This is a genomic window from Paenibacillus sp. NPDC057967, assembly GCF_042887015.1.
Lineage (GTDB): Bacteria > Bacillota > Bacilli > Paenibacillales > Paenibacillaceae > Pristimantibacillus.
Genome location: NZ_JBHVQB010000002.1, coordinates 252,144 through 268,061, shown reverse-complemented (window position 1 = coordinate 268,061; position 15,918 = coordinate 252,144). Strand labels below are relative to the sequence as shown.

Genomic DNA, 15,918 nt, shown 5'->3' with positions numbered 1-15,918 from the left:
AGGGGGAGCGCCAATGAACACCGATTATTTAGACCCGATTAATTCATTAAATATGCCGGAGATGGCAGATATGACATTCGCAATGGACTTCCTTATGCGCGCCAAGGAAGGTGTGCGAAATTTGTCCATCGCCCTGACGGAAACGGCTTCTCCCGATGTAAGAGCGATGCTGCGCAATCATCTTATGCAGGGGATTGCACTGCACCAAGAAATCACGGAGCTTATGATTCGCAAAAAATGGTTTCATCCTTATGAACTGAACGAACAGTACCAACTCGACCAGCTTTCAGCGAAAAATACAGTGATGATCGGGCAGATGAATTTGTTCCCGGATGATACGTCGCGTAAAGGGATGTTTGATCGGACCCCAGATGAACATATTGGAGGACATAAAGCATGAAGGCGGTAACCTATCAAGGGATTAAAAATGTCGTGGTCAAAGAGGTGCCGGATCCGAAGATTGAGAAACCGGACGATATGATCGTAAGAGTCACCAGTTCCGCCATTTGCGGTTCGGACCTTCACCTAATTCACGGAATGATCCCTAACCTTCAGGAGAACTATGTCATCGGGCATGAACCGATGGGGATCGTAGAAGAAGTAGGCCCTGGCGTAACAAAGGTGAAGAAAGGCGACCGGGTGATCATCCCGTTCAACATCGCTTGCGGAGAATGCTTTTTTTGCAAAAATCAGCTAGAAAGCCAATGCGATAATTCAAACGATCACGGGGATATGGGCGCATATTTCGGCTACTCCGGAACGACCGGTGGTTACCCTGGCGGGCAAGCCGAGTATTTGCGAGTTCCGTTTGCTAATTTCACCCACTTCAAGATTCCTGAAAACTGCGAGCAGCCGGACGAAAAGCTAAGCTTGATCGCCGATGCCATGACGACGGCATTCTGGAGCGTAGATAACGCCGGCGTCAAGAATGGTGATACCGTCATCGTGCTCGGCTGCGGTCCGGTCGGACTTCTGGCCCAGAAATTCTGCTGGCTGAAAGGAGCAAAGCGGGTCATCGCCGTCGACTATGTCGATTACCGCTTACAGCATGCGAAGCGAACGAACAATGTGGAAATCGTAAACTTCGAACAGGATAAGAATATCGGCAACACTCTCAAGGAAATGACCAAAGGCGGCGCCGATGTCGTGATTGATGCGGTAGGAATGGACGGCAAGATGAGCGATCTCGAATTTCTAGCAAGCGGTTTGAAACTGCAAGGTGGCACCATGAGCGCATTTATCATTGCTTCTCAGGCTGTCCGCAAAGGCGGGACCATCCAAGTCACTGGGGTATACGGCGGACGCTATAACGGATTCCCGCTCGGTGACATCATGCAGCGCAACGTGAATATCCGTTCCGGACAAGCTCCAGTCATTCACTACATGCCGTATATGTACGAGCTGGTTACGTCGGGCAAAGTAGACCCTGGGGACATTGTTACGCACGTCATCCCGCTCAGTGAGGCCAAGCGCGGCTATGAAGTGTTCGATACGAAAACGGACGATTGCATCAAAGTCATCTTAAAGCCCTGAATATGGGTAAATAACAGGGGAGGACAATCCGAATGAATTCCAATTACGCTTTGCATGAGATGCTGGAGGTTCATGAGATGGCTGCGTTCAAGACCGTTTGCATGACCAAATCCAAAACCCTGCAAGCTCTGGTAACCGACCCGGAGCTCAGGCAAATTTTGCAGCAAGATGTGCAATTATCACAGCAGCAGCTTCAGGAGCTCGGTGGAGTGTTGTCTAAAGTGACCCTAACCTAAAGGAGGATGGAAACATGAATACCCTACTAGAACACATGACAGGGCTTCATACGCTGACCGACGACGTGATCGCAATGGATTTATTGATGAACGCCAAGAGCGGAGTCAGAAACTACGCCATGGCCGTAACCGAATGTGTCACCCCCGAAATCAAGCAAATTTTGATGAAACAGCTGGGTGAAGCTATAGACTCCCATGAAAAGATAACAAACTACATGATGCAGCGGGGTCAATACCATCCCTACCATATTCCGGAGCAAATTCAGCTTGATCTGAAAAATATTCAGACCGCTATGAACATTCCGTCCTGACAACGTATTCGTCCCAACAAAACGCGCAAAACCACCATGGTTCAGGCGCGTTTTTGATTTTAGCCGAAGACTTTAGAGAATAAAATGTCAGGCGGCGTTTCTTTTTCAATAGTGCCCCTCTTACTTCACTGCTAATTCAGAAGCGGCTTCTTCAGCTTCTTTATACCCCTTTTGTAATACTTCATCTCTATCCAGTAAAGCAGTCCCTTGCACGCGAACCATTTGATAATCCTCAATGCCAAAGAAATGAAACATGGACTTTAGATACTTATGGGAGTATTCCACTTCCGTATACCAATCATTATTGGTGTAGATGGACCCGCTAGCTTGAATAACAACGATACTTCTTCCATCGTTAAGAAGACCGACTGAACCCGTATCGGTATATTTAAACGTTTCCCTTGCAATCATAATATTATCCATATAATCCTTTAGCTTTGATGGGATATTAAAGTTATGCAAAGGATACACAATGACATATTTATTAGCGCTTTTGAATTGTTTTAATATCTCATTCATGCGGTCCGTTAGTTCTATTTCTTGACTCGTTAATTCTTCACCAGCTCTTTGTTTCTGCCATGCGCTAAAAACGGATTTATCTAACATGGGGACTTCTTCTTCGTATAGATTAATCTGCTCAATTACTTCGTCATTTGAATGCTTCTCTTTATATACCTTCAGAAAGTAATTAAATACATCCAGACTTGCTGAGGTTTTAGAATCAAATTCTGGATGTGCATTGATAATAAGTAGTTTACTCATGGATGTTTTCCTCCTAGTTGAATTTCCATCTCTATTATTGTCGATCAATATAATCATCGATTAATTTAATCGTCGATTGACTTAATCTATAATATAACTTCCCCAATTTAGTGTCAATTCATTCCGTTTTGTAATTTATGTAAATTGGCAAAAATGAAAATGGTGCTATACTATTTTTAATAAAGCTTTTTTAACATGAAAGCAGGTGTCTTTTTATATGCAGTATAGTGTTATGGTTGAATATGCTTTGCATAGCCTTGTTTATTTAATAGACATACCCGAAGAGGAAAGTATTGGAATAAAAGACCTTTCAGAATTTCAAGGACTTTCAGAAACGTATCTTTCGAAGGTCTTAGGTAAACTGACCAAGGCGGGTATTGTGAGTTCTACACCTGGCGTAAAGGGTGGATATAAATTAGCTAAGTCTCCCGAAGAGATTTCTTTTTGGGATGTCATAGAAGCAGTTGAAGGAACAAACCCCATTTTTCAATGTAAAAATATATTAAAAACGAATCTTATGTATGCAGATAAAGATTGGTCTTCCTGTGACTGTAGTTCCGGCAATCCTTCTTGTACGATTAACTTAACGATGCTGGAAGCAGAAGGATATATGCGTGAGTTTCTTCGTAAGAAAACACTTGCGTGGTTAAATAAGGAGCTCGCTCATACTTTACCCGAAAAGGTGCAGACAGGTACCCGAGAATACTTTATAAGAAAAAATACTAACTAACTCAATTATCATCTTTTCAAGCAACAAAAAAGGAGGGGACGCCGCCCCTCCTTAACTTTTTTTCTCGCCAATAGAAAGACAGCCCTCATGATATGACAAGGCTGTCTTCACAGTTTAGTATGTTATTTCATTAACAATCATCCTTTAATAATTTCAACCTTTTTAGCTCCTGGTGACTTCTCCAACACTAACGTAGTCTGATTGGTAACAGACTGATTCTGTGCTGAGGGCTATGGAAATCATATTTCTATTGCGATTGACCATGACCATACCTCCAATATCTATTCTTTGATAAGCGGCTCAAGCTAGTTGATGATTATATTATAACGTACTAATAATGACTGTAAAAAGATGTTTTTCCTTAATAAGGGTTTCCTCAATAACCCACCGAATTCCTTAAAATAAGAATATTTTCCTGAAGGAACGTTTCGTTTTTCTCCATCCCTCTGTTTTCACACCAAACAACGGAGCTGAAAGCATCGTAAATATCATATAATGGCAGCACATTTTCCAAAACCATCATAGGTCGAATCGATTGGTAACCTTCAATGAACGGTAGCTTTGTTTTCGGATTGGCTTCCCAAATATATCGATTGACCTTTGTGAAATCTATTTCCGACGATCCGCCACGGGCACTCTCGAAATCGATAATGCCAGCAACCTCACTTCCATTCACCAATATATTACCTGGTCTAAAATCCATGTGAACCATACATGGTCCGTCAGGTTCCGGTAAAGCAGAGAAAATTTCATCAAAGTGAAGAATACATCTTTCATACAATGCTGGGTCGAGAATCTCTTTGCATGGCTCTGTCCACTTTTCAAAAGTACTTTTGATATATAATCTCCAATTATTTTGGTCAAGCAACTTAAACCCGTCGGTTACATAGTAACCATACCCAGGAGCTTTAACCTCATGGAGCATAGCCAGATACATGCCAATTTGATAAGAGCGCTTCTCATCAATGTCTCCTGTACAAGGCGTGCCTTGAATTGCCGAAAGAAGCAATGCTCCCGTCGTCCTTTCATCCCCGTACCAAATGTCCAATACCTTAGGAACAGGTAATATACCCTCTAATGCCTCAAGCATTTGAAATTCACGATTTAATTTTTCCTTGTTAAATGGAATTTTCACAAAAACATTTTCTCCACTGGCAAGAGTAAGTTTGTATACATCGGAACTATATGATTCTGGAACATCATCAATGCTCAAAACGTTCAACTTTAGCTCTTCTATAACTTTTAGAATAGAACTCATAGGTAACCTCCTGTTTTGGAGCGATTCTTCCGATTTGTTTCTCTGAAAGTCGAATGGAATCCAACATCTTACATATATCACACCTGTCAAAAAAGAAAAAGCCGCCTTCTGTTGACGCAGAAGACGGCTCTTCACCCATTGTTACTCTATAATTCGACCCATCTCCAGCAAATTTCACTTCTTCATGCCAGGTCTCCACTTAAAGCCACAGTTCATACAGCCGTTGACAATTGCACTTCTTCCAGCGAACCCGACTAGGATACTTACAGGTAAGGACAAACTAAATGAATACCAACACATAATGCCAATGACAGCTGCCGCTCCATCAAGCATATCGCTAAACAGTAATATAAGAGGAAGTAATACCATCAACCCAAGTGTTTTGAACATGTTTGCAAAGCTGTAGCCCCTTTTATTAGCTACAATTTGCTGTGACTTGCATTTGCGGCAAATAACGGTATTCACTTTACTTGCGGTGTTCGCCTGACTTCCCGCTCTCTCTGTCTGGCTGGGTGTAGTCCTATTTACTTGGGGACTGGCCGTCCTAGATTGCCCGTTAACAGCCCTAGATTGCCCGCCAACAGCCCTATTTGCTTGAGTGGGCGTTGACCTATTGGGCTGATTGAATGTGGTTCTAGTATCACGTTGCACTTCTTTTGACTCCCTCCTGATGATCTTTTGTAGGTATGTGGAACTATTCGGCAAATCTTTCCAAAATCCTCTTTTCAGCCTTCTGGCTATGATACAATTGAATTGTTTTACATTTCACTTATTTGGAGGCGTATTTGAACATGCGACAAAACTATTCTGTTAGGGTACAACAATTAGGGGAAGGCGCATAATTGGCCCTATAAACTGCGATTCCCCTTGATCTTAAAGGGGTATATATGCAAGTGTTACATCGAAATAAAGTTCTCGATTCACGATTCATCCTTTGGCTGAGCATTTTGACGTTTTTCAGCGTGATGAACGAAACCATGTTTAACGTATCATTGCCGGATATCGCCGCTTATTTTGATATTGCACCGTCGGCGGCCAATTGGACCAATACCTGCTTCTCGCTATCCTTCGCCATCGGCATCGCGGTGTACGGCAGGATATCGGAACATATAGGTATGAGAAAGCTGCTGTTATTCGGCATGTTAATCTACGGCTTCGGTTCGATTGTCGGCCTATTGTGTCATGCCTGGTATCCGGGCGTGCTGATCGCGCGGTTTTTTCAGGGAGTCGGCGCTTCAGCCGTTCCATCGCTTATTATGGTGATCATCGTCAAGATTGTCGAACCGGAGAAACAAGGCAGAGCATTCGGTCTGATTGGCTCTGTGGTAGCATTCGGCGAAGGGATCGGCCCGGTCATCGGAGGTGCGATTTCCGGCTATATTCATTGGTCCCTGTTATTCGCACTGCCATTGCTGTCGCTGCTGGCCCTTCCTTTCGTACTGCGGACCATGCCTGACGAGATTTCGGAAAGAAAATCATTCGATATGACCGGTGCCGCTCTGCTGTCCATCGGCATTCTCTCGTTTGCGCTGTTCATGACGCTGTACCATTGGATTTACCTGACTGCAAGCCTGGTCCTGTTCGGGCTTCTCGCTCGTCATATCCGCCGGCAACAAGCACCGTTCCTGGAGCCGTCCCTGTTTCGGAAGAAAAGGTATATGGCCGGTGTGCTCACCGGTGCCTTACTGCTCGGCACGGTTGCCGGTTTCTTCTCCATGGTGCCTTATCTGATGAGAGCGGTATACCATATGCCGTCCGGCCTCATCGGAAGCGCCATCCTGTTCCCGGGCACACTCAGCGTCATCTTGTTCGGGATGCTCGGCGGGATGCTGGCTGACCGCCGGGGCCATATCGCCGCGATGTTGTCCGGGCTCGGCATGATTGCCACCGGTTTCCTGATCGTGCTCTTCTATACGGATCGGGCTCCTTGGCTTATTACAGGTTCGGTGGTCCTGACGTTTGGCGGCCTTTCGTTTGTCAAAACGGTCATTTCCGCAAGTGTCGCCAAGACGCTGGAGCCGGATGAAGCAGGCTCCGGCATGGGCATGCTCAACTTCGCTTGTTTCCTTGCCGAGGGCATTGGCATTGCCGGTGTGGGCGGGCTGCTGACTAAGCCATGGTTGGACTCCTCGCTGATCGCGACCGTAACCAGTCAAGCAGCTGCGCTTTTCAGCAATATCATGCTGATTTTCATTGCACTCATCACGTTTGGCGGCCTTCTGTTCGTCTTGTCGTACAAGCGCAAACGTCATTGATTTGCTCCAGGGATTTTCAGGACTTCATTGATTGAAACAGAAAGCCTCCAAAACCATTTCGACAATGGATTTGGAGGCTTCTTCATGCTTCGTTTATTCCCTTTATAACGATCGCTTCCACTCGATACATCTAAGCCGCCGCCTCGTTTCTAATGTGAGGATAATAATTTGGGATCCTTCTTTGCAATATAGCTTTCTAGAGTAACCCGATCAGCTAATGAATTGATGACTCCATCGCGGGAAACGGAAAAACCAGCGGCATAGGTCGCGATTTGAATCGCATCCACCAAAGAGCATCCTCTTAGCAAATAAGATGCTAATGCACTAATGAAAGCATCACTTGCACCCGTACTGTCGACAGCAGCAAACTCTGATGCAGGGAAGAATCTTTCAACATCTGCATTTTTCAAATAACATCCTTTTTTACCTAATGTGACTATGACATTTTTGACTCCTTGGGATAGAAGAAAATCCGCTTTTTGTTCTATAGAATTGAACTGTGGGCATATCTCCAAGAGCTCGTCTTCGTTCGGAATCAAATAATCGATTTGTTTCAAGATCGGATCTGGAATGATCTTGGATGCTGAAGGTTTGAGAATGATGGTTAGTCCCTCATTTTTTGCTATGGAGCAGACCTTTTCAACAGTATTGACCGGAATTTCGGTTTGAATCAAACAAAACTCTGCATCAGAAAATAATCCTGTCTGTTGTTCTATTTTTTGGGGTGAAAGATCTGCATTTGCCCCTGGAAGGACGGATATCATAGAATCGCCGCTAGATTCGACAAAAATATAGGCCTGACCTGTCTCCGTATCACTTGAACGTGTGATTCCAATCGTACTGACACCATTTTTCTCTAACTCTTGGAAGATGCTATTTGAGTCCATATCTGAACCTAAGCATCCAATCAGCCTGACCCGGTGTCCAAGCATTGCCGTTCCTACTGCTTGATTGAACCCTTTTCCGCCTGGAAGTTTTGTAAGGCTGGATATAAAATTCGTTGCTCCATTGTGCGGCAGTTGAGGGGAATAGAGATAAGTATCCATATTTATACTTCCCACAACAAGGATTTTAGGCTTCCCGCCCTCATCTGGGAAACCTAACGTGTTGGTGTTGTCTAATACCATTTTTTCCTCATAAGGTTGTATGGCATCCGCTCCAGCTATAGAGTTGATCAGTACATTACAGATATAGGCGCCAAAGTTAGCATTATTGACGGTGACGGTCGATATCGTCTTTTGATCTGTAACCAAAGAGAAGTCGTAGTCATTTTGTATGGAAAGCAATGAATAGTCCTTTGGTGATTTCAGACCGCTCTGGATAGCTAGATTATAAAGTTCAATAGACTTGTATAAATGTGAGGAAATAAATCCTGTCATTTGTCCGCCTATGATAAAGTCATTAATGGTTTCGTCAAGCGATGAAAGCACCATAGATTCTTCGAATTTTAGATTAGTGTCAAAAAGCGCATGCTTATACCCCTCTATAAAGGCATTCTTTCGGTGTCCTTCCCCTATGATACATGCGATCTTCGTGTGTTTCTTATCAATCAACTGCTTGGTAAGGAAGTAAGCTGCCAGCTTATAAGGCAATTCCAGAGAATTTGCTTCTCCGCCCCCTCCGACTATTACAACGGGGATGTCTAAAGAATTAAAATGAATACGATTTTTTAGGCTTTCGCCATCTACAGGTTCCCAGATAATCCCGTCCACTTGCTTTGTAATGAGTGAAGTCATGTTTTTTAACTCTTGGTTCAAATCTCCACAGCTATTCAAAATCAGTGGACTATAACCTTTGCGCTGGGCTTCGTTAATAATTCCGTTTAGCATCGAGTCTGTCGAAATGGTTGAATTTATCAAAACCCCAATTATTCCAGTAGAAGTCGATTTGCTAATACTAGATGAATAAGGAGTGTAGTTGTATTCATGGACTATTTTTAATACACGTTCACGAGTATCTTTACTAATGCTTTGATCTTTTTTATTTACAATTTTGGAAACGGTGGAAACGGAAACTCCTGCCAATTTGGCTATATCTTTAATATTCATAACCTTCTCCCCTCATCGTATCTTTTGAAACCTGCCAAGCAGTTGCATCAACGTTTTTGTTTGTCCTTTTTATTTTACAATAAATTAGAACGGAGGGACTGGATAAATAATCTAGTTGACATATCAATTTATCGATGATAGTCTCAGTAACAGGAAAGCGTTTTCCGAAAGCGATTTCTTAAATCATTATATTACATTTTTTAAGAGAAGGGCTACTATGAGACAATCTTTTTTTCGAAGGTTTCTTCAAACCCAATTTTCCACGAAAGCGTTAGTTTTGATACCGATCGCTGTAGGGATTAATTTAATTGGAGGCACCCTATCCTCAACCTTAAAGTTGCCGCTTTTTTTGGATATGATCGGAACGGTCTTGATTGCATGTCTTGCAGGTCCTTGGGTCGCCGCACTTTGTGGATTGGCAACAAATTTATTCTTATCCATCGTCACCAATCCAGTATTTCTTCCTTTTTCGATTGTAAGCGTTTTATGTGGTTTGGTAACAGGCTACTTGGTTAAAGCAGGCTTCTTTAAGAATAAGCTTGGTGTAGTGATTACTTGGTTGGCCTGTACGTTAACGAATGCGATAAGTGCCGCTTTCATCACGATCTTTATTTATGGCGGCGCTACTGGGATTAATAGCAGCTCCCTCTTTACAGCAGCATTGATCGCAACGACAAAAGAAATCATGCTTTCGGTATTTTCAACTTCGATACTCGAAAATCTCATCGACAAAGGGATTGTATTTCTAATCGCTTATTGGTTAGTAAAGAAAATCCCCCGACGTTTTTCAAGTCAGTACGCTCCGCTGGACAAGGATTATTTACTTAAAGGCCGCAAAGGGTCATGAAGGTGATGGAACAATGGAAACGAACAACAACTCTATAGCTGTTTTAGTTGGAAATTTAAATCCGATCACGAAGCTGCTTATCGTATTTTGTTTAGGAATTGGCTGTCTCATTTACCCGCTGCCCTTTGTTGGATACGGAATATTATGTTTACTTGTCATACTGGGAATATTAATCGGACAAGGAAAAAAGGTTTTAAAGTTGATTTTGGGTTTTGGTATTCCGGTAACGTTAATGTTGCTTTTCATCCAAGGCTTATATAGTCCTAAAAACAAAACAATGATTGCTGACTTCGGTTTTGCACAAATGGGACTAGAGGGCACGATGTACGCATTAAAGATTTCGTCCACTCTTTTAATCTTTTTAGCCGCATTCTACTTAATGCTGCAAACAACAAAAAATTCAGAGACTGTAGCCGCCTTAACACAGTCGGGGCTTAACATGAAAATAGGATATTTAATTTTAGCAAGCCTTAATGTTGTTCCTCAAATGCAGAGAAAAGTCAAGGTTATTCAAGAAGCGCAAGAATCACGTGGTGTTGAAACCTCAGGATCATTCATACAACGGGCGAAAGCATTTTTGCCGCTTATCGGACCGGTTGTTCTCTCCTCTCTGACAGACGCTCAAGAAAGAGGAATGACACTTGAGACCCGTGGTTTTGGAATCAGTGGGGACAAACCGACGAGTTATATAAAGGTTGAAACGACAGGCCTCGATATCGTCCTAAGAATGATTGCAATTTGTTTCTTAATCTCGAGTTTGCTCCCAAGGATCCTCTGATGCATTGGAAAAATAGTGGAGGTGACAAGAATGACGAGTACATTAATACAAGTCAATCATTTTTCTTATCGTTACAACCAAGAAACAGAAGTTGCTTTGAGGAATGTCCATTTTGAAGTTGCATCGGGTGAATTTGTTGCAATAATTGGCGCGAATGGTTCCGGAAAATCAACCTTATGTAATGCATTGGTAGGGCTGATTCCTAATTATTTTGTTGGATTTAGTGAAGGGAGCATAATCGTTGATGAAAAAGATACGGCTGCCGTGAGTGTAGGGGAACTTTCGCAAACGATTGGGCTTGTTTTTCAAAACCCTTTTAATCAGTTGTCTTATACCGCAGATACTGTTGCTGAAGAATTAGCATTTGGGCTTGGCAATCGCGGGGTTCCCAGGGAGCAGATGTTTAGCAAGATAAAGGAAATAGCCGAGCTGATGCAGATCGATGAATTATTGGATAAAAACCCTCTTGAGCTTTCCGGAGGTCAGGTTCAAAGAGTCGCATTGGCATCGGCAATCATTCTAGAGCCGAAAATTCTCGTCTTGGATGAGTGTACAACACAGTTGGATCCTATTGGCAGTAGACAAATCATGAATATTATTAAAAAGTTAAATGAAAGCGGAATCACGATTGTAATGGTAGATCATGACATGGAAAGGGTAGCTAAGTTAGCAGATAAAGTCTACGTCTTACAGCATGGCACGATTGTTCTGGGAGGCACACCCGAAGAAGTGTTTTGTTCACCGCATCTAGCAGAGTTCTCAGTAAATCCGCCTGATTATTATGAGATAACCAAGAAATTGATCAAACCCGGCTATAGTGAACGAGATTTTGCTTTAACAGAAAGTCAAGCGATTTCATTATTACAGGAGGTGATTCTCTATGAAGATAGAAATCAAAAACCTCAAACATAAATACCCTTCTGGAGGTGAGGCTCTCAGAGGAATAAATACTACTTTTGAGGGAAGTAACCCTGTAGCCATAATCGGCCAAAATGGAGCCGGCAAGACGACTTTTGCTAAGCACCTCAACGGTTTATTGCGGCCTACCGAAGGCCAAATTCTGATTGATGGTGAGAGTATCCATGATCACACGACTGCCTACTGGTCCAAGTATATCGGCTATGTGTTTCAAAATCCCGATAATCAACTTTTTCTAGAAACGGTAAGAAAAGAATTTGAATTTGGACCTAAGCAACAAGGCTTGTCCAGACATGAAATTAATGACCGCATTGACTTTATCTCAGATTTGGTTGGACTAAAACATCGGCTTTCCACACATCCCTTTGATCTCAATGCGACTGAGAAAAAGTTTTGTACGATTGGTTCTATACTCATGATGGATCCCAAAATAATCATCTTGGATGAACCAACTTGCGGTCAGGATGTTGAAGGCAACCAACGATTAGCCGAGATCATCAACTATCTTAAGAACAATGATCGACTTTGTATAACGATTACTCATGATATGAAATTTGTAGTTCGTAACTTTGATCAGATCATCGTGATGGCAAAAGGTGAGATTTTGAAGTCAGGCAATAAGTATAATGTTTTTTCTGATGTCAAGACTTTATTAGAGAGCCATGTTGCACCGCCGCCTATCACTCGTGTAGGGCAAGCGTTGAGGCTTAAAGATATCTCATTCAGTAAAGAGGAGTTTATCGATCATTTCGCAACAAGAATACAACAGAGATGAGGACAAATGAAATGGAAAAAGTAATTGGTGTTCCTGTTCCCAAAGAAGGGACAGAAGAATTCGAACGAATGAATAAAATGGCAAAGAGGGCCATTCCGCTGGTGTTATTGATTTTCACATTAGGTATTTTGGAACAGCAAGCGTTTGGCATGATTTTTGTTAATATTGGCGAACAGCTAGGAGTACCCAACTTATCTTCGTTAATCACGTCAATTCCTGGTATTGTATTGGGCATTGTGTGTGTTATTTATGGTGCATTAGGTGATTTTGTTTCACTGAAGAAAATGACCCTTTTGGGTATAATCCTTCTTATTGCTGGTTCAGCGATTGGGTTTATATTTGGACCAAGCAGTATTTGGGCAGTCGTTATTGCTCGCGTGTTGCAGTCTGCAGGCGGTCAGGTGGCAGGCTCCGTATTCCTGGTACTTGTTTCTAAATATATCAAAAAAGTAAATCGCGTTATTTACTACGGCATTTTCGTTGCTGTGTTCCGCTTTTCTGCCGCACTAGGCGTAGTAGCTGCTGGATATATCACAAACATCGACTGGCGCTGGCTTTTTGCAGTACCTCTGATTGCTATCCTGTTCATTCCTTCTTTATTGAAAAACTTGCCGAATGAACGCGCTAAGGGTGCAAATATCGATTGGGCCGGATTTACCCTTATTGGCGCTTTCGCCGCTGCGATGACCATGTTCTTTACAGATATGAATCTGTTCTGGGCTATCTCCTCTGTTGTTACTTTGATTCTGTTCCTTATCTACATCAACAAAGCTAAAAATCCATTTATTACGCCTAAATTCTTGAAGAATCCCGCTTTTGTCGCAACGATGACGGTTATCTTCATTGGTTACTTCTTCAGTTATACCCTGAATGCGGGTGTAAATGCGATCGGATTGAACGTATTTGGGATTGACTCTGCCCAAGTTTCCTTGCTATTAGTTTGGTCCATTCTCCTGGCGGCTGTTCTGGGATTTGTGTCTGGTCCCGTTGTGAAGAGGATTGGCCGCTCAGCTTCCATCATTATGGCTTTAACCTTCATGGGACTTGGATTGCTAGCAGTTGCATTCCTCATTCCTTACGGTAAAGTTCTGGCTTTGGCTGTAGCACCTTGTATTTATTACTTTGGTACCTCCTTCCTCTATTCGCCAATCGTGGATACCGCAACACTAACCGTAACACCGGAAGAATCCGGTCGTGTACTTGGTGTTAATGACCTGGTTCAAGCCATTACTGGCTCTGTTGGTGTAGCTGTATTTGTGGGAATGATGTCTTCAGGTTTTATGAACGGAGGAAGTGTGGCTGGTACGGAAGCTGGACTAGCATCCACCTATGCCAATGTTTTCATGGTTGGCGGCGGCGTTATATTCTTAGCATTGATCATTTTCCTCTTCACCAAAAAAATGATTTATGCACATGCTGAAAAAATTCAACAAAAAAACTGATTGACGGAGGAGATAACTATGACAAAGAAAGTGATTTTGGATTGTGATCCCGGACATGATGATGCATTAGCTCTATTGATGGCTATCGCCTCTGAAAAAATTGATTTACTTGCCGTAACGACTTCTGCCGGCAATCAAATTCCCGAAAAAACATACGTAAACGCTAAACGATTGTTGACCTTGGCAAAAAGCGAAAATATCCCCGTTGCACAAGGTGCTTCAAAGCCTTTGCGTCGAAATTTGATTATTGCGGATGATGTTCATGGAGAGTCAGGAATTGATGGCGCAGAATTGCCTGAATCTACTATTCAGGATTTGGATATCTCTGCGAATGAATTGATCGCTAAGATATTAAGAGAATCTGAGGAGAAGGTTACGCTTATTGCGACAGGACCTTTAACCAATATCGCTATTTTCCTGTTGTCACATCCTGAACTGAAAGAAAAAATTGAAATGATTTCATTCATGGGCGGTGCATGCTTCGGAGGAAATATTACTCCCCATGCCGAGTTCAACATCTATGTTGACCCGGAAGCCGCAGATATTGTGGTGAAATCAGGTGTCCCTGTAGCGATGTTTGGTCTAGATGTTACATTAAAAGCTCAAGTGTTTGAACATGACATCAAGGAAATCAGAGAAGTCGGGAATGATGTTGCACGAACCATGGCTGACTTATTGGATTTCTTCAATTTAACAACAACTCGTCCATTCTGGGCAGCTGAAGATCATGTTGAAGGCATTCATATGCACGATCCTTGTGCCGTTGCGTATATCATTGATCCCGATATGTTTACGGTTTATCCGATGAATGTACAAGTGGAGACTAGTGAATCACTGGCACTGGGCAGTACAGTTGTTGATTATGACAATCTGTATAAAAAAGAGAAAAATGTCCTTGTGGCGTTTGATCTTGACTTGCCTAAATTCAAAAAACTAATGATGGATACGATTAAGTATTTTTCCTAAAACAAAATCATGTTTGCCACTCGTGCAAAGGGCGGTAACAAGTGGAGACGAAAAAATGAATAAAATTACAGTAGTTGGCAGCATTAACTTTGATACCACTGTCCGAACAGAGCAACTACCAAAACCAGGTGAAACCGTTCATTCTAAAGAAATGTTTACGAATGGCGGCGGCAAAGGAGCTAATCAAGCCATTGCTGCCGCCAGAAATGGCGGACAAGTTAACTTTATCGGTGCAATAGGAAATGATGATACGGGAAAAGCTTTGCTTGGATTGCTCGAACAAGATCATATCCATACTGCAGGTGTCAGGAAGTTAGATACAACCAGAACAGGCAGTGCTTATGTCACGGTCAACGATGAAGGCGAGAACAGTATTATCATCTATGGCGGTGCCAATCAAGCGATTACAGACGATCATATCGATGAGATGCGCGGTTTGATCGCTGAGAGTGACTATGTCATCGCTCAATTTGAAACCAATTTGTCCAGTATCGAGAGAAGTTTTGAAATCGCAAAACAACATCAGGTGACAACGATTTTAAATCCGGCACCTGCGAGAGCCATAATTCCTGAACGGATTATTCAATTAACCGATATGTTGATTCCTAACGAGACGGAGTTAGAAACCATCTCCGGACAAGCTATTACGAATGAACAAGAGTTGATTGCCGCAACACAAAAGGTGCATGATATGGGGATTCCAACCGTGATTGTCACTTTGGGAAGTAAAGGCGCGTTCTATTCCTTTGCAAATGGACATACAGGCTTTGTGCCGGCATTCGACGTTAAGGCAGTGGACACTACGGCTGCCGGGGATACATTCATTGGCGCATTAGCGACCAAAATTTCAGCGGATTTTAGTAATATCAAAGAAGCCATTATCTATGGATGCAAAGCCGCATCGTTAACCGTTCAAAGATATGGAGCACAGCAATCTATCCCATACGAATCTGAAATCCTGTCTGAATCAAACAGCTTTGTGACAGAGTAACTAAACATTTCTAACACCTCCAAGAACATCTTGGAGGTGTTTTTTCGTTGGCAACTAGATAAGCTATC

General features: G+C 42.6%; 16 protein-coding genes. 13 read left to right on the top strand and 3 right to left on the bottom strand.

Going from position 1 to position 15,918, the window contains the following annotated elements:
- Positions 1 to 13 precede the first annotated feature (13 nt).
- Genes ACFVSO_RS05685 through ACFVSO_RS05670 form a run of 4 tightly spaced genes read left to right on the top strand, consistent with a single transcriptional unit; the run spans position 14 to position 2,080 of the window.
- Positions 14 to 400 (top strand): spore coat protein, encoded by a 387-nt coding sequence (locus ACFVSO_RS05685; protein WP_387470996.1) that lies wholly within the window; start codon positions 14 to 16, stop codon positions 398 to 400.
- Positions 397 to 1,533: a zinc-dependent alcohol dehydrogenase gene (locus ACFVSO_RS05680; RefSeq protein WP_387470994.1), complete on the top strand. Its 1,137-nt coding sequence runs from the start codon at positions 397 to 399 to the stop codon at positions 1,531 to 1,533. The genes ACFVSO_RS05685 and ACFVSO_RS05680 overlap by 4 nt, the downstream gene beginning before the upstream one ends.
- A 32-nt stretch (positions 1,534 to 1,565) precedes the next feature.
- Complete coding sequence (locus ACFVSO_RS05675) at positions 1,566 to 1,769, top strand: hypothetical protein (protein ID WP_387470992.1); 204 nt, start codon at positions 1,566 to 1,568, stop codon at positions 1,767 to 1,769.
- A 14-nt stretch (positions 1,770 to 1,783) separates the two neighbouring features.
- On the top strand, positions 1,784 to 2,080 hold the full coding sequence (locus ACFVSO_RS05670; RefSeq protein WP_387470990.1) for a spore coat protein: 297 nt from the start codon (positions 1,784 to 1,786) through the stop codon (positions 2,078 to 2,080).
- Positions 2,081 to 2,200: 120 nt separating this feature from the next.
- Here ACFVSO_RS05670 and ACFVSO_RS05665 read toward each other — a convergent pair whose 3' ends face one another.
- Positions 2,201 to 2,842, bottom strand: a complete 642-nt coding sequence (locus tag ACFVSO_RS05665; RefSeq protein WP_387470988.1) for an FMN-dependent NADH-azoreductase — start codon at positions 2,840 to 2,842, stop codon at positions 2,201 to 2,203.
- A 217-nt stretch (positions 2,843 to 3,059) separates the two neighbouring features.
- On the opposite strand from ACFVSO_RS05665, the gene ACFVSO_RS05660 reads away from it, so the two are divergent.
- Positions 3,060 to 3,572, top strand: coding sequence for an RrF2 family transcriptional regulator (locus ACFVSO_RS05660; protein ID WP_387470986.1), 513 nt, complete (start codon positions 3,060 to 3,062; stop codon positions 3,570 to 3,572).
- Positions 3,573 to 3,948: 376 nt separating this feature from the next.
- On the opposite strand, the gene ACFVSO_RS05655 is transcribed toward ACFVSO_RS05660, so the two are convergent.
- Positions 3,949 to 4,830 carry a phosphotransferase family protein gene (locus tag ACFVSO_RS05655; RefSeq protein WP_387470984.1) on the bottom strand — a complete coding sequence of 294 codons (882 nt, stop codon included), beginning with the start codon at positions 4,828 to 4,830 and terminating at the stop codon, positions 3,949 to 3,951.
- An 887-nt stretch (positions 4,831 to 5,717) separates the two neighbouring features.
- On the opposite strand from ACFVSO_RS05655, the gene ACFVSO_RS05650 reads away from it, so the two are divergent.
- Positions 5,718 to 7,085, top strand: a complete 1,368-nt coding sequence (locus tag ACFVSO_RS05650) for an MFS transporter (RefSeq protein WP_387470982.1) — start codon at positions 5,718 to 5,720, stop codon at positions 7,083 to 7,085.
- Between the two features lie 149 nt (positions 7,086 to 7,234).
- On the opposite strand, the gene ACFVSO_RS05645 is transcribed toward ACFVSO_RS05650, so the two are convergent.
- Positions 7,235 to 9,133, bottom strand: coding sequence for a PfkB family carbohydrate kinase (locus tag ACFVSO_RS05645; RefSeq protein WP_387470980.1), 1,899 nt, complete (start codon positions 9,131 to 9,133; stop codon positions 7,235 to 7,237).
- A 217-nt stretch (positions 9,134 to 9,350) separates the two neighbouring features.
- On the opposite strand from ACFVSO_RS05645, the gene ACFVSO_RS05640 reads away from it, so the two are divergent.
- The 7 genes from ACFVSO_RS05640 to rbsK are packed head-to-tail and all read left to right on the top strand — an operon-like array spanning position 9,351 to position 15,850.
- The gene (locus ACFVSO_RS05640) at positions 9,351 to 9,980 is read left to right on the top strand and encodes an ECF transporter S component (protein WP_054401102.1); all 630 of its coding nucleotides are present in this window, start codon (positions 9,351 to 9,353) and stop codon (positions 9,978 to 9,980) included.
- 13 nt (positions 9,981 to 9,993) lie between these two features.
- Positions 9,994 to 10,758, top strand: coding sequence for an energy-coupling factor transporter transmembrane component T (locus ACFVSO_RS05635; RefSeq protein ID WP_387470977.1), 765 nt, complete (start codon positions 9,994 to 9,996; stop codon positions 10,756 to 10,758).
- A gap of 30 nt (positions 10,759 to 10,788) precedes the next feature.
- Positions 10,789 to 11,670 (top strand): energy-coupling factor ABC transporter ATP-binding protein, encoded by an 882-nt coding sequence (locus ACFVSO_RS05630; RefSeq protein WP_387470975.1) that lies wholly within the window; start codon positions 10,789 to 10,791, stop codon positions 11,668 to 11,670.
- Positions 11,639 to 12,451 (top strand): energy-coupling factor ABC transporter ATP-binding protein, encoded by an 813-nt coding sequence (locus ACFVSO_RS05625; RefSeq protein ID WP_387470973.1) that lies wholly within the window; start codon positions 11,639 to 11,641, stop codon positions 12,449 to 12,451. The genes ACFVSO_RS05630 and ACFVSO_RS05625 overlap by 32 nt, the downstream gene beginning before the upstream one ends.
- Before the next feature lie 11 nt (positions 12,452 to 12,462).
- Positions 12,463 to 13,893, top strand: a complete 1,431-nt coding sequence (locus ACFVSO_RS05620) for an MFS transporter (RefSeq protein WP_387470971.1) — start codon at positions 12,463 to 12,465, stop codon at positions 13,891 to 13,893.
- An 18-nt stretch (positions 13,894 to 13,911) separates the two neighbouring features.
- Positions 13,912 to 14,859, top strand: a complete 948-nt coding sequence (locus tag ACFVSO_RS05615) for a nucleoside hydrolase (RefSeq protein WP_387470969.1) — start codon at positions 13,912 to 13,914, stop codon at positions 14,857 to 14,859.
- A 55-nt stretch (positions 14,860 to 14,914) separates the two neighbouring features.
- Complete coding sequence (rbsK, locus tag ACFVSO_RS05610) at positions 14,915 to 15,850, top strand: ribokinase (protein WP_387470967.1); 936 nt, start codon at positions 14,915 to 14,917, stop codon at positions 15,848 to 15,850.
- The last annotated feature ends 68 nt before the right edge of the window (positions 15,851 to 15,918 follow it).

What these genes read in the sequence shown, in the direction of transcription:
- ACFVSO_RS05625 (WP_387470973.1), top strand. Translation starts at nt 11,639, where the DNA reads ATGAAGATAGAAATCAAAAACCTCAAACATAAATACCCTTCTGGAGGT.
- rbsK (WP_387470967.1), top strand. Translation starts at nt 14,915, where the DNA reads ATGAATAAAATTACAGTAGTTGGCAGCATTAACTTTGATACCACTGTC.
- ACFVSO_RS05680 (WP_387470994.1), top strand. Translation starts at nt 397, where the DNA reads ATGAAGGCGGTAACCTATCAAGGGATTAAAAATGTCGTGGTCAAAGAG.
- ACFVSO_RS05635 (WP_387470977.1), top strand. Translation starts at nt 9,994, where the DNA reads ATGGAAACGAACAACAACTCTATAGCTGTTTTAGTTGGAAATTTAAAT.
- ACFVSO_RS05675 (WP_387470992.1), top strand. Translation starts at nt 1,566, where the DNA reads ATGAATTCCAATTACGCTTTGCATGAGATGCTGGAGGTTCATGAGATG.
- ACFVSO_RS05660 (WP_387470986.1), top strand. Translation starts at nt 3,060, where the DNA reads ATGCAGTATAGTGTTATGGTTGAATATGCTTTGCATAGCCTTGTTTAT.
- ACFVSO_RS05685 (WP_387470996.1), top strand. Translation starts at nt 14, where the DNA reads ATGAACACCGATTATTTAGACCCGATTAATTCATTAAATATGCCGGAG.
- ACFVSO_RS05670 (WP_387470990.1), top strand. Translation starts at nt 1,784, where the DNA reads ATGAATACCCTACTAGAACACATGACAGGGCTTCATACGCTGACCGAC.
- ACFVSO_RS05650 (WP_387470982.1), top strand. Translation starts at nt 5,718, where the DNA reads ATGCAAGTGTTACATCGAAATAAAGTTCTCGATTCACGATTCATCCTT.
- ACFVSO_RS05615 (WP_387470969.1), top strand. Translation starts at nt 13,912, where the DNA reads ATGACAAAGAAAGTGATTTTGGATTGTGATCCCGGACATGATGATGCA.
- ACFVSO_RS05665 (WP_387470988.1), bottom strand. Translation starts at nt 2,842, where the DNA reads ATGAGTAAACTACTTATTATCAATGCACATCCAGAATTTGATTCTAAA.
- ACFVSO_RS05645 (WP_387470980.1), bottom strand. Translation starts at nt 9,133, where the DNA reads ATGAATATTAAAGATATAGCCAAATTGGCAGGAGTTTCCGTTTCCACC.
- ACFVSO_RS05620 (WP_387470971.1), top strand. Translation starts at nt 12,463, where the DNA reads ATGGAAAAAGTAATTGGTGTTCCTGTTCCCAAAGAAGGGACAGAAGAA.
- ACFVSO_RS05640 (WP_054401102.1), top strand. Translation starts at nt 9,351, where the DNA reads ATGAGACAATCTTTTTTTCGAAGGTTTCTTCAAACCCAATTTTCCACG.
- ACFVSO_RS05630 (WP_387470975.1), top strand. Translation starts at nt 10,789, where the DNA reads ATGACGAGTACATTAATACAAGTCAATCATTTTTCTTATCGTTACAAC.
- ACFVSO_RS05655 (WP_387470984.1), bottom strand. Translation starts at nt 4,830, where the DNA reads ATGAGTTCTATTCTAAAAGTTATAGAAGAGCTAAAGTTGAACGTTTTG.